Origin of the sequence: Mesorhizobium sp. SARCC-RB16n (genome assembly GCF_008520305.1) — a bacterium.
GTDB lineage: Bacteria > Pseudomonadota > Alphaproteobacteria > Rhizobiales > Rhizobiaceae > Mesorhizobium.
This window is the reverse complement of sequence record NZ_ML703271.1, coordinates 82,610-100,969: the sequence shown is the minus strand read 5'-3', so window position 1 is coordinate 100,969 and position 18,360 is coordinate 82,610. Positions and strand designations below refer to the sequence as shown.

19 protein-coding genes are annotated in these 18,360 nt (G+C 63.1%); 5 read left to right on the top strand and 14 right to left on the bottom strand.

Translation table 11 applies throughout. From position 1 onward, the window contains the following. The first annotated feature begins 2 nt into the window (after positions 1-2). Positions 3-800, top strand: coding sequence for an ABC transporter permease subunit (locus tag C7I87_RS20165; protein ID WP_149905863.1), 798 nt, complete (start codon positions 3-5; stop codon positions 798-800). Positions 801-811: 11 nt separating this feature from the next. Here the strand turns inward: C7I87_RS20165 and C7I87_RS20160 are convergent, their stop codons facing one another. The 8 genes from C7I87_RS20160 to C7I87_RS20125 all read right to left on the bottom strand — a co-directional run bounded on the left by C7I87_RS20160 (position 812) and on the right by C7I87_RS20125 (position 8,117). Beyond that, positions 812-1,261: a MaoC/PaaZ C-terminal domain-containing protein gene (locus tag C7I87_RS20160; RefSeq protein ID WP_188393916.1), complete on the bottom strand. Its 450-nt coding sequence runs from the start codon at positions 1,259-1,261 to the stop codon at positions 812-814. After that, positions 1,258-2,334: a Gfo/Idh/MocA family protein gene (locus C7I87_RS20155; protein ID WP_149905861.1), complete on the bottom strand. Its 1,077-nt coding sequence runs from the start codon at positions 2,332-2,334 to the stop codon at positions 1,258-1,260. The genes C7I87_RS20160 and C7I87_RS20155 overlap by 4 nt, the downstream gene beginning before the upstream one ends. Beyond that, positions 2,327-2,656, bottom strand: a complete 330-nt coding sequence (locus tag C7I87_RS20150; protein WP_149905860.1) for an L-rhamnose mutarotase — start codon at positions 2,654-2,656, stop codon at positions 2,327-2,329. Before C7I87_RS20150 ends, C7I87_RS20155 begins: the two co-directional genes overlap by 8 nt. 10 nt (positions 2,657-2,666) lie before the next feature. Further along, the gene (locus tag C7I87_RS20145; protein ID WP_149905859.1) at positions 2,667-3,779 is read right to left on the bottom strand and encodes a mandelate racemase/muconate lactonizing enzyme family protein; all 1,113 of its coding nucleotides are present in this window, start codon (positions 3,777-3,779) and stop codon (positions 2,667-2,669) included. A gap of 5 nt (positions 3,780-3,784) precedes the next feature. Continuing rightward, positions 3,785-4,882 (bottom strand): ABC transporter ATP-binding protein, encoded by a 1,098-nt coding sequence (locus tag C7I87_RS20140; RefSeq protein ID WP_149905858.1) that lies wholly within the window; start codon positions 4,880-4,882, stop codon positions 3,785-3,787. 4 nt (positions 4,883-4,886) lie between these two features. After that, positions 4,887-5,753: a carbohydrate ABC transporter permease gene (locus C7I87_RS20135; RefSeq protein WP_149905857.1), complete on the bottom strand. Its 867-nt coding sequence runs from the start codon at positions 5,751-5,753 to the stop codon at positions 4,887-4,889. Beyond that, entirely contained in the window at positions 5,753-6,649 is an 897-nt protein-coding gene (locus C7I87_RS20130; RefSeq protein WP_149905856.1) for a carbohydrate ABC transporter permease, read from the bottom strand. Before C7I87_RS20130 ends, C7I87_RS20135 begins: the two co-directional genes overlap by 1 nt. Before the next feature lie 148 nt (positions 6,650-6,797). After that, a complete protein-coding gene (locus C7I87_RS20125; RefSeq protein WP_149905855.1) occupies positions 6,798-8,117 on the bottom strand; it encodes an ABC transporter substrate-binding protein in 1,320 nt (439 codons plus the stop codon). Between the two features lie 166 nt (positions 8,118-8,283). Here C7I87_RS20125 and C7I87_RS20120 point away from each other — a divergent pair, with 166 nt between their 5' ends. Together C7I87_RS20120 and C7I87_RS20115 are read left to right on the top strand one after the other, a co-directional pair. Continuing rightward, complete coding sequence (locus C7I87_RS20120; protein ID WP_149905854.1) at positions 8,284-9,069, top strand: IclR family transcriptional regulator; 786 nt, start codon at positions 8,284-8,286, stop codon at positions 9,067-9,069. 64 nt (positions 9,070-9,133) lie between these two features. Then, complete coding sequence (locus C7I87_RS20115; RefSeq protein WP_149905853.1) at positions 9,134-9,973, top strand: amidohydrolase family protein; 840 nt, start codon at positions 9,134-9,136, stop codon at positions 9,971-9,973. Between the two features lie 16 nt (positions 9,974-9,989). On the opposite strand, the gene C7I87_RS20110 is transcribed toward C7I87_RS20115, so the two are convergent. Genes C7I87_RS20110 through C7I87_RS20100 form a run of 3 tightly spaced genes read right to left on the bottom strand, consistent with a single transcriptional unit; the run spans position 9,990 to position 12,839 of the window. Further along, positions 9,990-11,111, bottom strand: a complete 1,122-nt coding sequence (locus C7I87_RS20110; RefSeq protein WP_149905954.1) for an extracellular solute-binding protein — start codon at positions 11,109-11,111, stop codon at positions 9,990-9,992. Positions 11,112-11,125: 14 nt separating this feature from the next. Next, the gene (locus C7I87_RS20105; protein WP_149905852.1) at positions 11,126-12,286 is read right to left on the bottom strand and encodes a CaiB/BaiF CoA transferase family protein; all 1,161 of its coding nucleotides are present in this window, start codon (positions 12,284-12,286) and stop codon (positions 11,126-11,128) included. Position 12,287: 1 nt separating this feature from the next. Beyond that, positions 12,288-12,839: a MaoC family dehydratase gene (locus C7I87_RS20100; protein ID WP_149905851.1), complete on the bottom strand. Its 552-nt coding sequence runs from the start codon at positions 12,837-12,839 to the stop codon at positions 12,288-12,290. 196 nt (positions 12,840-13,035) lie between these two features. Here C7I87_RS20100 and C7I87_RS20095 point away from each other — a divergent pair, with 196 nt between their 5' ends. Then, the gene (locus tag C7I87_RS20095; protein WP_246696321.1) at positions 13,036-14,142 is read left to right on the top strand and encodes a lactonase family protein; all 1,107 of its coding nucleotides are present in this window, start codon (positions 13,036-13,038) and stop codon (positions 14,140-14,142) included. A gap of 57 nt (positions 14,143-14,199) precedes the next feature. Here the strand turns inward: C7I87_RS20095 and C7I87_RS20090 are convergent, their stop codons facing one another. Next, a complete protein-coding gene (locus C7I87_RS20090) occupies positions 14,200-15,189 on the bottom strand; it encodes a Tim44 domain-containing protein (RefSeq protein WP_149905849.1) in 990 nt (329 codons plus the stop codon). A gap of 74 nt (positions 15,190-15,263) precedes the next feature. Then, positions 15,264-15,563, bottom strand: a complete 300-nt coding sequence (locus C7I87_RS20085; RefSeq protein ID WP_188393913.1) for a TFIIB-type zinc ribbon-containing protein — start codon at positions 15,561-15,563, stop codon at positions 15,264-15,266. A gap of 337 nt (positions 15,564-15,900) precedes the next feature. Between C7I87_RS20085 and C7I87_RS20080 the strand changes: the two genes are divergently transcribed. Next, positions 15,901-17,547 carry an acetolactate synthase large subunit gene (locus tag C7I87_RS20080; protein ID WP_149905847.1) on the top strand — a complete coding sequence of 549 codons (1,647 nt, stop codon included), beginning with the start codon at positions 15,901-15,903 and terminating at the stop codon, positions 17,545-17,547. 71 nt (positions 17,548-17,618) lie between these two features. On the opposite strand, the gene C7I87_RS20075 is transcribed toward C7I87_RS20080, so the two are convergent. Next, positions 17,619-18,266 carry a GNAT family N-acetyltransferase gene (locus C7I87_RS20075; protein WP_149905846.1) on the bottom strand — a complete coding sequence of 216 codons (648 nt, stop codon included), beginning with the start codon at positions 18,264-18,266 and terminating at the stop codon, positions 17,619-17,621. Positions 18,267-18,360: the final 94 nt, after the last annotated feature.

Sequence of the window (18,360 nt, the reverse complement as noted above, 5' to 3'; positions counted from 1 at the left end):
CGATGCTGGTATGGTCACGTTCCGGCCGCTTGGTCATCTGGGTGATCTTCGCGCTGATCTTCGGCGTGCTGTTCCTAGCGCCGCTGGCGGTCATCCTCTTGTCCAGTCTTGCCGACCAATGGAACGGCGTGCTCCCCAATGGCTTGACCATCGAGCACTACGGCGATGTCGCCAGGGGCGCGGCCTGGAATGCGGTCAAGGCGAGCCTCGTCACCGGCTTCGCGGCAAGCGCATTGGCGCTGGTCAGCGGCGCCTGGGCGGCATTGTCGCTTCGTCTTCAAGGGCCCGCATTGCAGCGGCTGCTCGGCCTTTTGTTCTTCATCCCGAGCGCGGTGCCTTCGGTGTCCGTCGGCCTTGGCCTGCTGGTCGCCTTCAGCCATCCGCCGCTGCTGCTCAACGGCACGATCGCAATCGTCATGATCGCGCATTTCGTGCTGATCTCGGCTTTCACCTTCGGCAATGTCTCGGCCGGCCTTGCGCGGCTGTCGCCCGACTTCGAGCAGGTCGCGTCGAGCCTCGGAGCGCGGCCGGCCTACCGGCTCTGGCATGTCACGCTGCCCTTGCTCGCGCCTTACCTGGTCGCAGCCTTCGGGCTGAGCTTCGCGCTATCCATGGGCGAGCTTGGCGCGACCGTGATGGTCTATCCGCCGGGCTGGGTGACGCTGCCGGTGTCGATTTTCTCGCTCACCGACCGCGGCGACATCTTTGCCGGGGCCGCACTCACCATGATCCTGGTAGCGGCGACGCTCGTCCTGCTGCTTGGGCTGGAGCGCATCACCAAGCGCGCCACCGGCGCATAGCGGGCACTACCTCAGATAGGCTTGCGTTCGACGATGTAGATATGGTCGGCCGCCAGCACCACCTCGCCGCGCTGGTTGATCACCTCGCAGCGTTCGATCACGCGTCCCGACCCTGGCCGCTTGGGGTCGTCCTCCTTGGCCGCTATGGTGGTTCTTGTCCGGATGGTGTCGCCGATGAACACCGGTTTGATGAAGCGCAGCCGGTCGTAGCCATAGGAAAAGGCGACTGGGTTGATGACGTTCGCCGTCAGCCCGATCCCAACCGAGAACACCAGCGTGCCATGCGCGATGCGCTGCCCGAACGGCGTCGTCTTCATGAACTCGGCGTCCATGTGGTGCGGGAAGAAATCGCCGGTGTGGCCGGCATGGACGATGAAGTCGGTTTCGGTGATGGTGCGGCCGCTGGTCAGCCGCGTCGAACCGATCTCGTAGTCCTCGAAATACTGGATCTGTTCCATCAGGGCCTTTCTGCGATCGGCGTCGCCGGCACTGCACTCGAACGATAGGCGGCTTCCACCAGAGCCATGGTGTTCCAGGCGTCCTCGACCGAGCTGATCAACTCATCGTCCTCTCCGCAAGCAAAGCGCTGGACATTGGCCATGCGCCCGACAAACGCATCGGGAAACCATGCGCCGGCCAAAGGCACGGCAATCCAATCGGTCCCGCCTTTCGGATAGATCTCCAGAATGTCCGGCTCGCCTCTGGGATAGTCGAGGTTGAGACCGAGCTTGAGGTAGGCGGCACCTTCGGTGCCGCAGATGCGGAACTCGCATGCCTGGTGCCGGCGCCCGAACTTGTGGTCGTGATTGATCGACAGCGCGCAGCGCACGGTGTCACCATAGTCGAGAATGGCGCTGGTGCGCGTCTGCGCCACCTTATGGTTGGGATGGCCGAGTGTCTTGGCATGGATGCCCTTTGGATCGCCGAGCAACTGCCTGATCAAGTCGAGATAATGGATCGAATGCATGGCGATCTCGACGTGCGGCGCCTTGAGCAGGAATTCCCACAATTGCCACGGCGTCGCCAGCGCCAGCCAGGCGTCGAAGTCGACGACCTCGCCGAGCCAACCCTTGGCGATTGCGTCCTTCAGCGCCAGCATCATCGGCGCGAAGCGAAGCTGGAAATTCACGGCCGCCTTGAGATTCCCGGTGCGGCAAATCTCGAGGATTTCGGTTGCCTCGCCGAGATAGTTGCCCATCGGCTTCTGGATCAGTGCGAACGCACCGTCGGGCAGAGACTTCAGGATCTCGGCGTGCCGCCCCGGTGGCGTTGCCAGATCGAAGATCGCGTCCTTGACACCAGCGGCTTCTTCCACCGAGCGGAACGCCGTCACGTCCCATTTGTCGGCCAGGGCCTGCGCCTTGTCCTGGTCTGGATCGTAGAGACCCGCGATCGGAAATCCCGCCTTCCGGTAGGCGGGAAAATGCGCGTCGCCGACGATCGAGCCGGCGCCGAAGGTGACGATCGGCCGGGGTTTCGAAGGTTTCGGCCAGGACTGAACGAGCGAGGCAGGGTCGAAACCGGCCTCAGTCATGATGGAAGACCTCGTCCATCGAAGCCCACCACTCGCCGTCCTTGCGGGTCGCCAGCGGCTCCTGGCACGGCATGCAGACAGCCCACCATTCCTGCGTCTTCGGGTCGGCCGCCATCTTGGCCATGTCGGCCGCGTAGTCGGTGCCGTGGTATTCGAAATAGGAAAACAAGAGGTTCTCCGGCCGCTTCAGGTAGATCGAATAGTTCTTGATGTTGCAGGCCGAGATCATGATCAGCACGTCGGGCCAGACGGCGGCGTGGAGGCGGACATACTCCTCGACCTTCTCCGGCTTCAGCCCCAGAATCATCCCCATCCGCTGCATGTCAATTTCCCTATCCGGTGATCGCCGTGGTGAATTCGGCGATGCTCATGGCCTTGATCGCGTCCCAGTCCCAATCGATGCCGATACCGGGCTCGTCGGGCGCCAGCGCATGCCCATCCTCGATGCGCATACGCCTGCCGGTCAACTGGTCGAGTTGCGGAATGTACTCGACATACCTGCCGTTCTGAACAGCGCAGGTCAGGCTGACATGCAATTCCATCAGGAAATGCGGGCAGACCGGAATGTCGAAGGCCTCCGCCGCATGGGCGATCTTGAGCCAGGGGGTGATGCCGCCAATGCGGCCGACATCGACCTGCACGATCGAGCAGGCGCCTTTCTGCATGTATTCGCGGAAGTGGCGCATCGAATAGAGCGACTCGCCGATGGCAATCGGCGTCGGCGTCGAATTCGACAACCTGATATGCCCGTCTATGTCGTCGGCCGGCATCGGCTCCTCGATCCAGGCGAGATCGAGTTCGCGCAACCTCGCCGCACGCCGGATCGCCTCGTCGACGGAGAATCCCTGGTTGGCGTCGGTCATGATCTCGTAACCGTCGCCGACCGCCTTGCGCACCGCCGCCAGGCGCGCAAGATCCTCCGATCCGTGCGGCCTGCCGATCTTCACCTTCGAGCCGCGAAATCCCTTCGCCTTGGCCGCCAGCGCATCGTCGACCAAAGCCTGCGTCTCGATATGCAGCCAGCCGCCTTCGGTGGTGTAGAGCGGGCAGCGGTCCTTGGCGCCGCCGGCGAGCTTCCATAGCGGCAGGTTCTGCTTCTTCGCACACAGATCCCAAAGTGCGGTGTCGATCGCCGCGATGGCGATGGCCGTGATCGCACCGATCGTGGTGGCATGGGTGGCGAATTCGAGATCGTGCCAGATCGCCTCGATCATGTCGGGGTCGCGGCCGATCAGGCGTGGCACCAGGTGGTCGGACAAGAGCCGCATCACCGACGAACCGCCAGTGCCGATCGTGTAGCTGTAACCGGTACCGACGGCACCGTCGGAATCGGTGATCGTCACGATTGGCGTTTCCTGGCTGACGAAACTCTGAATGGCGTCGGTGCGCTTGACCTTGGGCACAAGGTCCACCATCCGCAGTTCGATTTTCTCGATTCTTGCCATGTCGGTCAGCTCCGCAATGTCTTTCCGGTCTCGGTGGCAAACAGATGTGCTTGCGACAGGTCGAGGCTCATGGCGACGCGCTCCCCGGATCGCAGCGTGCGGGGGTTCAGCATGCGCGAGACCCAGTCGCTGCCGTTGAACTCGACGAACACCAGCGTTTCGTTGCCGAGCGGCTCGGTGACCGTGATCGGCAGTTCGATCTGATGCACGTCGGCAGCACCGCCGGAGCTGATGCCATGGCCGGTCGGATAGATGTCGTCCGGCCGCAGCCCGAACACGACCTTGTCGCCGGCGGCGACATTGGCCTTGAACTGGCCGGGCAGCGGCAGCTTGGCGCCGCTGGCGAAAACCAGCTGGCCGTCGTCGACCGTCGCCTCGTGCAGGTTCATCGGCGGCGAGCCGATGAACCCGGCAACGAAACGCGTCGCCGGGCGCCGGAAGACTTCGTCGGGCGTGCCGACCTGTTCGATGTATCCGTCGCGCATGATGACGATGCGGTCGGCAAGCGTCATCGCCTCGACCTGGTCGTGGGTGACGTAGATCACCGTCGATTGCACCTTGGCGTGCAGCTTCTTGATCTCGGTGCGCATCTGAGTGCGCAGCTTGGCATCGAGATTGGAAAGCGGCTCGTCGAACAGGAAGACATCGGGATCGCGCACGATGGCACGGCCCATGGCTACGCGCTGGCGTTGACCGCCGGAGAGTTGCGACGGGCGGCGGTCGAGCAAAGTATCGAGCCCGAGGATGGCTGAGGCCTCGGCGACGCGGCGGTCCATATCCTCTTTGGCGGCGCCGGCGATCTTCAGGGAGAAGCCGAGGTTCTCGCGGACCGTCATATGCGGGTAGAGCGCATAGGACTGGAACACCATCGAGATGTTGCGCGAGCGCGGCGGCAAATCGTTGACGACGCGCCCGCCAATCTCGATCGAACCGGCGCTTATCTCTTCCAGCCCGGCGATCATACGCAGCGTCGTCGACTTGCCGCAGCCTGACGGGCCGACCAGCGCGATGAATTCGCGATCCGTGATATCGAGGTCGATGCCATGCACGATCTCGATATTGCCGTAACGCTTGGTCAGCTTTTTGAGGGAAACCGTTGCCATGGGATCAGCCTTTCACCGCGCCGGAGGTCAGGCCGCCGACGAGGTGTCTCTGGACGATGTAGGTGAGGGTGAGCGCCGGAATGATCATCACCACGGCCAGCGCGCACATGCCGCGCCAGTCGATGGTGAATTCGGCGGTGTAGTCGAGCAGGCCGACCGGCAGCGTCTTGGCGCTGACCGATCGGGTCAGCTGCGAGGCCAGCGCGAATTCGTTCCAGCAGGTCAGGAATGCGAAGATCGCCGCCGACGCAATGCCGGGCCCGGCGAGCGGGAACTCCACCTGCCAGAAGGCCTGCCAGCGCGTGCAGCCGTCGATTTGCGCCGCTTCCGCGAGGTCCTTCGGCACCTGGTGGAAGAAGCCGTCGATCAGCCAGATGGTGAACGGCACATTGAGCGCGACATAGGCAAGGATCAGGCCGAAATGCGTGTCGATGATGCCGAGCCGGACATAGAGGAAGAACAGCGGCAGCGACAGCGCGATGCCGGGCACCGTGCGCGTCAGCATCAGGCCGAGGAAGACGCCTGACTTGCCGCGAAAACGATAGCGCGCGAAGGCGTAGCCGCCGGCCATGCCGATGGCGACCGCGATCGCCGTCGAGGTCACCGAGATGATCAGCGAGTTGCGGAAATATTCGATGACCGGGATGCCGCCCTTGCCGATGCCTGAGAACATCGCGACATAGGCGTCGAAGGAAATCTCCTGCGGGATCCATACCGGCGGCTTGGCCATGATCTCGACCGTTGGCCTGAGCGACGACAGCACGATCCACAGGCCAGGCAGGCAGATCGTCAGCATCACCAGGAACAGGCCGATGCGATAGACGACACCAAGCAGCCGGCGCTTGAGGCGGGCGGAAGAATTATCGTCCATCACCACTCCGCGCCGATCTGCGTACGCGCCGCGGCGAGCTTGTTGAAGAAATAGACGGTGAAGGCGATCGACAGCAGGATCGAGAAATAGGCCATGGCATTGGCCATGCCCATGCGTCCATCGCTATAGGCGGTGCGCGCCACCAGCGTCCATAACAGCTCGGTGCGGCCGGCCGGCCCGCCATCCGTCATGATCTTGACGATGTCATAGGCGCGCGCGACGTCGAGCGAGCGGATGGTCATGGCGATGTAGGCGAAGGGCATGACGAAAGGCCATGTCACATAGCGGAATGTCTGCCACGGCGTGCAGCCATCGACGCGCGCCGCCTCGATAGGCTCCTTGGGCATGGCGAGCAGCCCTGCGAGGATCAGGATGGCGAAGATCGCCGTCGACGACCAGATCTCGGCGACCGAGATGGCGATGAAGGCGAGGTGGCCCTCGATCAGCCAGGGTATGGCGTCGCTGGTGATGCCGAGCGACTGCAGGGCGTTGTTCACCAGGCCGATATTGTCGTTGAACATGAACTTGAACTGGAAGCCGACGAGGATCGGCGAGAACATCATCGGGAACATCATCAGCGTGCGCAAGATGCGCTGGCCGCGCGTCGCCTTCTCGACCAGCATTGCAAGGCCAAGGCCGAGCAGCATTTCGAGATTGAGCGCGATCGTCAGCAAAAGAACGGTGCGGCCGAACGCCCACCAGAAATCCGTGTTGGCCAGGATCGAAAGATAGTTCCGGAAGCCGATGAAGACGAAGAATGTCTCGGGCTTGGTCAGCCGGAAAGGCGTGAAGCTGGAATAGAGCGAGAGCAGCAACGGCACCACGACGACCGCCGCCAGCACGATGATGGCCGGAAGAAGCAGCAGGAATGGCGCGGATGGCTTGAAGCCCTTCATCAGGATTCCATGAGGTACTGTTTCGGTTGTCGGCTTCCTCGTCGCAGCCGACGACGGAAGGTCCATTGTGGATCACCCCAAGCGCTCGCGCCAAGACGCGATCGCCTCCCCCATATCGTTGTGGGGGAGGCGGTCTTGGGAACAATGCCTAGAGTTTGCCGGCGTCCTGCAGGATCTGCGTCGCCTTGGCGGCAGCCTCATCCAGCGCCTGCTTGGAGGTCTTGTCGCCGAGGATCGCCGCCTGCAACTCGGGATAGACGGCGTTCGAGATCTCGATCCATTCAGGCGTCTGCGGCACGGCAAAGGCGTGCTTGGCTTCCTCCTGGAAAGCCGACAGAACCTCCTTCTTGTAAGGATCGTTGGCTGCCTGCTGCAGGTCCCAATCCCAGACCGCGGTGCGGGTGGGCAGCGGGCCGGCGGCGGCCTCGAGCTTCTGGCTGTCCTCATTGGTCAGCCACCAGACCAGGGAGGCAGCGGCCTCCTTGTTCGGGCAGTTCTCGGTCACCGAGAAGCCATGGAAACCCGACCAGCCCGTGCGTACTCCAGCGGAGCCCTTCGGCGCGACCTTGACGCCGACATTGCCAGCGACCTTCGACGATTTCGGATCGTTGAAAAAGCCTGCCCAGCCCGGCCAGTCCAAATTGATGGCGACGGTGCCCGAGGCAAAGCCCTGGCCGAGATCGTCCCAGAGGTAGTTGGTGGTTCCGGCCGGCACGGCCTTGGCCTTGTAGAGGTTGACGAACCAGTCGAGCGCCCGGATGCCGGCCTCGGAGTTGAAGACAGGCTTGCCATCCTTGTCGAGATATTCGCCGCCCTCGGCGACGACCATTTCGTAGAAGCGGCCGTTGATCGCCTCTTCCTTGCCGGCGAATTGCGTGCCGTAGAAATTCGGCGGGTTGGCGAAGAACTCGGCCTGGTCGGTGACTTCTTTCCAGGTGTCCGGCGGCACCAGATCGTAGCCGTATTTGGCCTTGAACTTGGTCTTGTTGTCGGCGTTCTCGTAGAGGCTCTTCTGGTAGTAGAGCGCCGAAACGTCGAACTGCGCGCGCGGCAGCATCTCCAGCTTGCCGTCGATGGTTGCCGCCTTGATCGTCGAGGGTACGAACGCGTCGATCTCCGACTTCGGCAGGAGCTTGCTGAGATCGGTATAGAGGCCGGTGTACTGCGGCGCGAACGACGAATGGTTCCAGCCGACGCACCAGTTGGTGCTGCCCGAGGCGATGTCGGACTTGAGCTCCTTGTCGATGTCGAAGCCGTTCTTCTTGGTCAGGATGTTGACCTTGGCGCCGGTCGCCTTCTCCCATTCGGGAATGCGCTCATAGAGTTTTTCATATTGCTGGCCGCCGATCAGCTTCACGTCGACGGTCACGCCTTCGAACTTGCCGGGCAGGTCGCCGGCAAGGGCGGTACCCGCACTGAATGCGAGCGCCAATGCGCCGGCGGACACGCCGGAAAGCAGTCTGTTCATTGGTATCCTCCCTTGGTGCGCCTCAGCGGCGACCGCACCTCGTCTGATGAAGAAGTGCTACATTCATATACAAACAAAACATTCATGAATACGTCAAGGCGAAATTTGTTTCCGCCGGTCTCGTTCCTGCGTATATGAAGAGCTGAATTCACTGGAGGGATCGCCCATGGACGACAGCGAAGACGAGCGCTATCGCGCGCCGGCGCTCGACAAGGGGCTCGACATCCTCGAACTGCTGGCCGGCGTCGATGGCGGGCTGACGCAGGCGGAAATCGCCAAGAAACTCGACCGCAGCCCCAATGAATTCTACCGCATGCTCGACCGGCTGGTGCGGCGCGGCTACGTCACGCGACTTGACGGCGACCGCTATTCGCTGACGCTGAAGCTGTTTGGCCTGGCGCAGCTGCACGCGCCGGTGCGGCGGCTGGTTTCCTATGCCACGCCGCTGATGCGCGAACTGGCCGAGACCTCGCAGCAGGCCAATCAACTCGTTGTTTTTGATCGCGGTTCCGCCGTCGTGATCGCCCAGCAGGAGGCCCCGAATTACTGGGGCATCTCGATCCGGGTCGGCTCGCACATCAGCCTGTTCGACACCGGTTCCGGTCATGTCCTGCTCGCCTTCCGCTCACCGGAAGAGCGGCAGATGATGATTTCCGAACATGTCCGCAGCACCGACAAGACCGCGCAACCGGCCGAGTTTTTCGCCCGACTCGACCAGATCCGCGACCGCGGCTACGAGATGATGGCCTCCATGCAGACCGCAGGGGTCTTCAACCTCTCCGCCCCGGTGCGCGGTTCCGACGGCAGGGCCATCGCGGCACTGTCGATCCCCTACATCACCGTGGTCAACGCGCCGTCGGCGCCCGACATCACAAGGACCATCGAGCTGTTGTTGGCAACTTGTGAAAAGCTGTCGCATCTGGCTGGGTCGGCCGTCGGCTCATCAGCGTGAATTCTTATTTGAATGAAGAATTCCCCCGTGAGATGATCTGAGAAAGCTATCGGAGGAGCCTGCCATGATCATCGACACCCATCTGCATCTCATCGATCGCTCGGCTCTGCGCTATCCCTGGCTTGTCGGCGTGCCGGCACTGAACCGCGATTTCTCCTATGAGGAATATGCGGTGGAGGCCCAGCGTGTCGGCGTCGGGCGTGTGCTGCACATGGAGGTGGATGTCGATCCGGCCGACATCGAGGCGGAAACCGCCCGTGTCGAAGGTTTGTCGCGGCAACCCGGCAGCATGCTCACAGGAGCGATCGCATCCTGCCGGCCCGAAGAGGCGGATTTCCCGGCCTATCTCGAACGCCAGCGGGCAAATCCCTTCGTCAAGGGCTTTCGCCGCGTCCTTCACGTCATGCCGGATGCGCTTTCGGAAGGCGCATTGTTTCGCGAGAACATCAAGCGGCTGGGCGGCACTGGCCTGACCTTCGATCTCGTCGTGCTGCCGCACCAGATCCCCAAGGCGATAGCGCTCGCCGATCTGGCGCCCAATGTCCAGTTCGTGCTCGACCATTGCGGCGTTCCCGACATTAAAGGCAATGCTGAGCATCCCTGGCGCGAACATATGAGCGAGATCGCGCGGCGCCCGAACGTGATGGCCAAGGTCTCCGGCGTGGTCGCCTATGCCGACCCAGGCAGTTGGACCGTCGGGACGCTACAGCCTTATGTCGAACACACCATCAATTCATTCGGCTGGGATCGCGTCGTCTGGGGCAGCGATTGGCCCGTCTGTACGCTGGGCGGCGGCCTTTCGACCTGGATGGCGGCGACACATGCGCTGCTTTCGGGCTGCAGCATTGCGGAGCGCGACAGCCTGCTGTCGGGTAACGCCCGCAAGCTGTGGCGGTTGAAGTAGATCCAGTTCAGGTCCGTCAGGTGGCCGCCTGCGTAGTGGCGCGGAACAGGCCGGTGAGATCGGCGACGACCTGACCGGCTCGATCGCCGGAGGTCAGGCCGGAATTGATGCGATCGGATGCAGCCTGCTGGAATGCCATGTAGCCGTCATGGCGCGGCCGCACCCAGGCCTCCTCCAGCGTCGCGCGCGTGTGCCGATAGAAATTGCCGGTCACTTCATTGACGGTCTGGTCTTCCCAAGCAGCTGCATGTCCGGGTTGACCGCCGCCGGCGGCATAGGGACCGCGCTGGACATCGCCGCCGGCGATCCAATAGGCAAAATCGATCGCCGCATCTTTCGCCTCGGAAAAGACCGAGACCGCAATGCCTGTGCCACCAAGCGCCGAGCCGATCGGACCATCGGAACCAACGACTGGAATGTCGGCAAAGGCCAGCCTGTTCGCGCGAAAACCCGACGTCGCAAAGGAGACATAGCCATAGATCAGCGGCGCGCAGACAATGCGGGAACCGGCCTCCGTCATCCGTTCAAAAACGGCGATCGGGTCCATCTCGAAACAAGCCGGGTCGACCAGCGCCGCGATCTCACGCATTGTCTCGAAAACTTGGCAGCCCGTCTCGATATCGATGAGATCACCCGACGGATCGGTCGCGCAAGGGCGTCCGAGATTGCCGGCCAGAGTGTAGAACGTCATCAGGCAATGCGGCGGCCGCAGCGGCAACAGCACACGGCCCTGCCGGGCGAGATCGAGCACCTCGCGCCACGTCGCTGCCGGCGCATCGAGCGCATCCGGCCGCCAGGCTTGCACCTGCGCCGCCGCGTCGATCGGAAACGCCCATTGCCGGCCTTGCCAGGCGTAGCTCGAATAGGACTGGCCGACGCTGCCCGCGGCGAGCGCGGCGCGCTCCGCCTCGCGGCCGGTGACGTCGAGAGGCTCAAGGCAGCGCTCCGCCGTGATCTGGCCGACATGCGGATGGTCGATGACGATGAGGTCATAGGCGCGCGCCAGCTCCTCGACCGGGAAGGATTCGAAATCCTGCAGCGAACGCTTGTCCCACTCGATCGCAATGCCGGTTTTCCGTTCCCACAGAGATGAGCAGGCGACCATCGGATCATAGCCGCGCGGATGGCTCCACGTCATGCCCTTGAGCGTGCTCACAGGCCGAATTCCGCGCGGATTCTCGCACTGTGCTCGCCGATGCGCGGCGCCGCGCGGTCGACCTTGGCCCTCATCCCATCGACCCTGAGCGGAGAACTTGTGGTGAGGATCGAGACATCATCCTCGCGCGTCACCGTCTGTAGCATGTCGAGTGACTGGAAGCCTTCGCTTGCCAGCATCTCGGGCCAAGTCAACACCTTGGCGCACCAGATGTCGGCGGGCTCGAGAATGGCAAGCCATTCGTCGATGGTTTTCGTTGCGATCCTCTGGGCGATGATTGCCTTGATGTCGTCACGCGCGGTGAACCACGATGCCGGTCTGTCGCGATAGGGGGCCAACTCGCTGAGCGACAGAAGGTCGGCCAATTTGGGGATAGGCGTCATGGCGATGGCGAGATAGCCGTCCTTGGCCGGGTAGACGCCGTAAGGCGCCGAGAGATAGGCATGCGCGCTGCGGAAACTTGAGCGCCTGGGCAGACGGCGCCCGTCATTGAGATGCGTGGTCAGCACCTCGAACTGGAAATCGACGAGCGCCTCCAGAAGGCTGGTTTCGATATGGCTGCCCTGGCCTGTGATGCCGCGCCGCACCAGCGCGGCCAGGATGCCTTGCGCGCAGGCCGCGCCCGCCAGCATGTCGCCGATGGCGAGCCCGAACGGCACCGGCCCCTGGTCCTCGTCGCCGTTCAGCCACATCACGCCGGAGCGCGACTGCGCCAGCAGGTCCTGGCCGGGCCGCTTGACCCACGGGCCTTCCTCGCCATAGCCGCTGATCGAGGCATAGACCAGGCGCGGGTTGATCTGGCGGACGGCTTCGTAGTCGAGGCCAAGGCGTTCGATGACACCCGGCCGGAAGTTCTGGATCAGCACATCGGCCTTGGCCAGCAGCCTGCGCAATGCCTTGAGGTCCGCCTCGTTCTTCAGATCGATGGCAAGGCTTTCCTTGGCCCGGTTGATGGCATGGAAGATGGTGGAATCGCCACCGATCTCGGTGTCGCTGAGATAGAGCCGGCGCGACAGGTCGCCGCCATCCGGGCGCTCGATCTTGATGACGCGGGCACCGAGGTCGAGCAGTCTCAGCGAACAATAGGGCCCGGACAGGAACTGGCTCATGTCGACGACGACGAGGCCGGCAAGCGGCAATTCGGCTGCAGCCGGCATTCTATTTCTCCGTCTTGCCGACGAAATCGGCAGGGTTGCGGTACTTCACCGTCTGCAGGTGTTCGCAATAGAGTACCAACTCGCCTTCGCCCTTGAACACCTCGTAGCTGGCGCGGATCAGCCCCATCTCCTTGTAGCGAGGCTTTTTGTCGAGGTTGGAACGAATCGAATAGATCGTGTCGCCGATGAAGACAGGCTTTATGAAGCGCAGTTTGTCATAGCCATAGGAAAAGGCGTTGACGCAGTTGGTGGCGACCAGCCCCAGCCCAGCCGAGAAGACGAACGCGCCGGCGATCAGCCGCTTGCCGAAAATGCCTTCGCTTTCGGCAAACATCTGGTCCTGCACGTAAGGATGGATGTCGAGCACCAGCGTGTTGAAGAGGTGGCTGTCGCCCTCGGCCATGGTGCGGCGCAGCGAGCGGATCTTCTGGCCGACGGGCCAGTCCTCGTAGAACCAGTTCTCGGCGTTCCACACCGGCAGCGCGGCGTGATCCTCGGGCATGTTTTTGGGATACGTCGAGGCAACGCCAACGGTCGGCGCGAAATCGTTCATGGCTTAATCCACCGGTCTCGCGAGAGCGCCCGGACAACCATGAGCACTCATCCAAGCGCCTGATTGCACGATGTCTCCTCCCGTCAATCTTCTTTTGTAAATACTATTTTCACATATGGGGTTGCGTTGCAAGCGAGGACAGGCGAAATTTTGGCTGGTTTTTTGCGCGCGAAAGCGTGGGAGGGGAGGAGGAATCTTGCGCAGTGTCTGGAATGCTTGTCTGGTGTTTGTCGGCAGCCTGAACCGGGAGGCACCGTATTTTCAGGGCGCCCGCGGTGTCGGTCTTGGTGTCTACAGTTTTGATGAAAGGACACTGGCTATCCAGAAGCTGGCCGAGACCAATGACATCGACAATCCGACCTTCCTGTCGGTCACCTCGGATGGTTCGCGTCTCTATGCCAACTCGGAAGTGTCCACCTGGCGTGAGGGAACTGTTTCCGCCTACGGCTTCGATCGGGCCTCGAACAGGCTGAGCTATCTGAACAAGCAGCCCGCCCTTGGCAGCATCACCGCGCACAACGCCATCGCCCGTGACGGGACGAAGCTCCTGGTTGCCAATTATGGCGCCGGGGAGGGCGGCCCGGATCGGGCGGTAGCGGTCTATGCTTTTGACAAGGACGGTGCACTGTCGCCGCCTGTGGCCAGCGTTTCGCACAAGGGGACCGGACCGAATGCGGCGCGGCAGGAGCGGTCGCATGCGCACAGCGTCAACGAAACCATTGCCGGTGGAACGGCAATCGTCGCCGACCTCGGCATCGACCGGCTTGTCTCTTATCGGATCGGACAGAACGGAAGCCTGGTGAAGCTCGCAGAATCCGCACTCCCACCGGGTGCCGGCCCGCGTCACATCGCCCTCCACCCGAACGGACGCTTCGTCTTTGTCATGAACGAACTGGATTCGACTGTCGTGTCGATGGCGCTCGACAATGCGACCGGCAGGTTGTCGATCCTCGACGTCAAGCCGGCGGTACCGGACGAGGCGCGTGAGACCAACCACTGCGCCGACATCCAGATCTCGCCGGATGGCCGTTTTGTCTATGGCGGCAACCGTGGCCATGACAGCGTCGTCATCATGGCGGTCGATCAGCAGACCAGTGGCTTGAGCCTTGTCGGCCACGTCCCTTGCGGCGGCGCCACGCCGCGCAATCTGGCGCTGACACCGTCGGGCGGCCATCTGTTCTCAGCCAACCAGAGCGCCGACCGCATCTCGATCTTTGCCCGCGATGCCAGCACCGGCATGCTCACCGATACCGGGCGCGCCATCGAGATCGGCACGCCGATGTGCGTCAAGATCGTGACTTGAGCACCAGCCAAGCCGGCAGCCCTTGTCGTCGAAACGGCGACCGGCTACGGCCTGGGATCAGGCCTGTTGTATCGCGGAGAGCTTCCAGGTCGAGCCGTTCTGGCGCGTGAATGTCCACAACTCGGTCGTCTCCGTGGGATGATCCTCGTCGCCTTCGACGACCTTGCCGCTCGCCCGTTCCCGCGTCACGTCGCGCGACTCATAGCGCAATGCGGCCGTGGCGTAGTCGCGGTCATCCTCGCGCCAGCTTTCCGCGATGTCGGCCTGCAGCAGGGTGACATCGGACACTTCGTTCCTGAGACCTTTCTGGGCATTGTCGGCCAGTTCTTCCGACAAATAGGACACCATCTCGGGCGTCACCGACCGCCGCAAGGCGGCATGGTCCTCGCGGCCGAATGCTTCCTGGACCTCGGTCAACAACTGCTGGAAGGCGTCGAGGTCGGTCTGGGCCAGCGTGATCTCCTCGGAACGGGTGGCCTCATGGCCTCCGCCCGAACCGCCGCCAAAGCCGGGAATTGTGAAGGATCCCGCGGTTCCGGTCTCCTGTGCCGTTGCGCGGTTCTCGAACCGCGAAGCCTGGGCATTGCCCATACCGGCGAGCGCGGGCGCGGAGCCACGCGCGGATTGCGAACGGAAGAACCGGATGGCTAGCATGATTGCGCCACCGATGAGCAGGGCCTGAAGCAGGAAGCCGAACATGCCGGCCAAACCGCCGAAACCCTGGCCCACGAGCAGTCCGATCAGGCCGCCGAGCAGCAGGCCGCGCATCATCGTTCCGCCGAAGCCGCTCATGAAGCCGGGTCTCTGCAGGCCGGCCTGCGGCTGCCGAGCCGCATTGTTCACGCCGGTGTTGGGTGTCATCGAACGTTCGACCGGCGCGGTAGGCGCCGGCGCGGTCCGGGTCGGCGGCGCCGACTGGAATGTGCGCGTGCCACGACTGCCGAAACTGCCGCCGCGCCGCGCCTCGGCATGATCGATCGCGACCATGGAGAATGCAAGGAACAGGCCGGCAAAGAGGGCGGCGAATCGGCTTGTGCCGGAAATCATCGGGGTGACCTTTATCGATGTGGTTTCGGACGTTTGGGCAAAACACCGGCCTTGGAAAGCCCGGCCTCATACGGTCAGTCGAACAACTCTTCGAAGAACGATTTCTTCCGCTTCGGATAGCGTTGGCCATGCGATCGGGAATAATCGTCTTCGCGGCCCCGCCCGTGGTGCGGCTGGGAGAACGCTGCCGGCTGTGGCTGCGGCGCGGGCGACGCATCCCTGCCGGAACGTTCGATGATCTTGTGGAGTTCGCCACGATCGAGCCAGACGCCGCGGCACTGCGGACAGTAGTCGATCTCGATCCCCTGGCGTTCGCTCATCACGAGGGCGACGCGGCAGGAGGGGCAAACCATGCCAAGGAGAGATGATGTCATCAGGGGCTCCTAACCAATGAAGGAATGAGCCCGCTCGACCGAAAGAAATGGAAAGGGGGCCCGTTATAGCGGTCCGACATCACGGTCGCCAAAAGCGACAGTCAGAGGGGCCCGGCCCGCGCTAGGGATTTAGGAATGGAGAGCGACGCCTTCAAGGGCGATATTGCCCAGAAGAAGTGATTTGTTCGCCATCGCGCTTCGAGCAGCGCATTGGCGGCCGCCTAGCCGAAATTGATGGCGTTATCGCCAGCAGACGGCTTGCGCTCTTTGAGGCGTCGCGTTCTGGTGCCATATGAAGGTGGCTGACGGAATGCGCGCATCGCAGGAGAGACGGTTCATGACCAAGGGTTCGGATCTGTTCGTGGCGGCCCTCCAGAACGAAGGGGTCGATCGGATATTCGGCATTCCGGGCGAGGAAAATCTCGACATCGTCGAATCGATCCGCCGCTCGTCGATCCAGTTGATCCTGACCCGCCACGAGCAGGCGGCCGCGTTCATGGCCGCCACCTATGGCAGGCTTACCGGCAAGCCCGGCGTGTGCATCACCACGCTCGGCCCCGGCGCGCTCAATCTGACGACCGGCTCGGCCTATGCGCTGCTCGGCGCGATGCCGATGATCATGATCACCGGCCAGAAGGGCATCCTGTCATCCAGGCAGGCGCGTTTCCAGATCGTCGATATCGTCGCGGCGATGAAGCCGCTGACCAAGCTGTCACGCCAGATCGTCTCGCCGAAGATGATCCCCTCGCTGGTGCGCGAAGCCTTCCGCGTCGCGCAGGAGGAGCGGCCGGGGCCCGTGCATCTGGAGCTGCCGGAAGACATCGCCGCGGCCGAATGCGAGCCGGTCGCGCTGGTGCCGACGCATCCGGTCGACCTGCCCATAGCCAGCGTGGACGCGCTCGATCGCGCCGCTCGCATGATCATGGAGGCCAAGCGTCCGCTGCTGATGTTCGGCGCCGCGGCGTCACGCCCTCGCGTGACCCCTGACATCGCCCAGTTCGTGCTGCGCACGCAAATCCCCTATTTCACCACGCAGATGGGCAAGGGCACGGTGCCCGGCGGCACCGAGCTCTACATGGGGACGGCGGCCCTTTCGGAGCGCGACTATGTCCACGAGGCCATCGAGCAGGCCGATCTGATCATCACCATCGGCCACGACACGGTCGAGAAGCCACCCTTCATCATGGGCGCGACGGGACCGAAGGTCATTCATGTCGGCTACCACTCGGCTGATGTCGAGCAGGTCTATTTCCCGCAAGCCGAGATCGTCGGTGACCTCGGTCCGTCGCTGGCGCTGCTGGCGGACCGCGTCGAAGGCAAGATCCCCAACGCACAGGCCCTGCTGCCGCTGCGCGAAGGCATTTTGAGCCGCATCGCCGCGCGCGCCACCGAAGACCGCTTCACGCCGCAGCGCATCGTGCACGACGTACGCGCCGTAATGCCGGCCGACGGGATCCTCGCGCTGGACAACGGCATGTACAAGATCTGGTTCGCGCGCAACTACCGCACGCGCATGGCAAACACGCTGCTGCTCGACAACGCGCTGGCCACCATGGGCGCCGGGCTGCCGTCGGCGATGATGGCGGCGCTGCTCTATCCCAAGCGCCGTGTCATGGCGATTTGCGGCGATGGCGGCTTCATGATGAACAGCCAGGAACTGGAGACGGCCGTCAGGCTCAAGCTCAACCTCGTCGTGCTGCTACTCGAAGACCATGCCTATGGCATGATCCGCTGGAAGCAGGCGGTCGACGAATTTCCGGATTTCGGCATGACCTTCGGCAATCCCGACTTCGTAAAATACGCCGAGGCCTATGGCGCCAAGGGGACCAGGGTCGGCGCAATCGCCGAATTGCGACCGGCGCTGGAACAGGCCTTCACCGGCGGCGGCGTCCACCTCGTCGTCGTGCCGATCGACTATTCCGAAAATACCAGGGTGCTTGTCGACGAACTGCGCGAGCGACTGCCGGCGCCGCGGGCGACCTGACGGGTTGCCGATAGGAATGCTGCGCGACCGGCACGGTGTCGCGCGGGTCCTCGCGGGTTGCGAAGACGGTCTCATCGGGGGCCGGGCACCCATTCCGTTTCGATCAGCGGGATCTGCGGGGCCGCATCGCGCGGCAGGGTTCCCTTGATCCGGGGATCGTCGGTGATTTCGAACCCGGCCGCATAGGGTTCAAACCCGCAAGCCCGGTAGAAACCGATGACGCTGTGATGATCGATGCTGCTGGTGTGCAGCCAGATACGCCCCGGCTTTAGGCGCCATGCCTGATCGAGCGCACCCGCCATCAGCCGCTTGCCAAGGCCTCGGCCGGTCAAGGAAGGGAAGAGACCGAAATAGGTGATCTCGATCTCGTTGCCGTCGGCGACAGTGAATTCGGCCATGCCGACATGGTCGCCGCTTTCATCGTGACCGTAATAAAGATGCTGGCGCGGGTCGGCGAAATGCGCCGCGATGTCGGCGTCCGACATTTCGGCGGCGCGGTCCCACAGCCAGGGAGCGCCGATCTCGAGAAAGACCGAACGGTAGAAGGCGGGCTTGGGGTTGGTGACGCGGGTCATCGCCAGCGGATGCGCGAGACCCTGCACCGGCGCGCGCGCTTCCATCCACGTCACCGCATTGACGATCTTGCCGGCCGGGATACGCCGGTAGCCTGACGCGAGATCGGTGATTTCATACGGCAATGTGCCTTCGGTGACTTGCATCTGTCCTCGATCTTCCGTCGCGCAGCCTGCCGGCATGTCAAGAAGCTGATGCCAATTCTGCGGCCGCCTGCCAAGAGGCTGCAGGGGTGGGCCA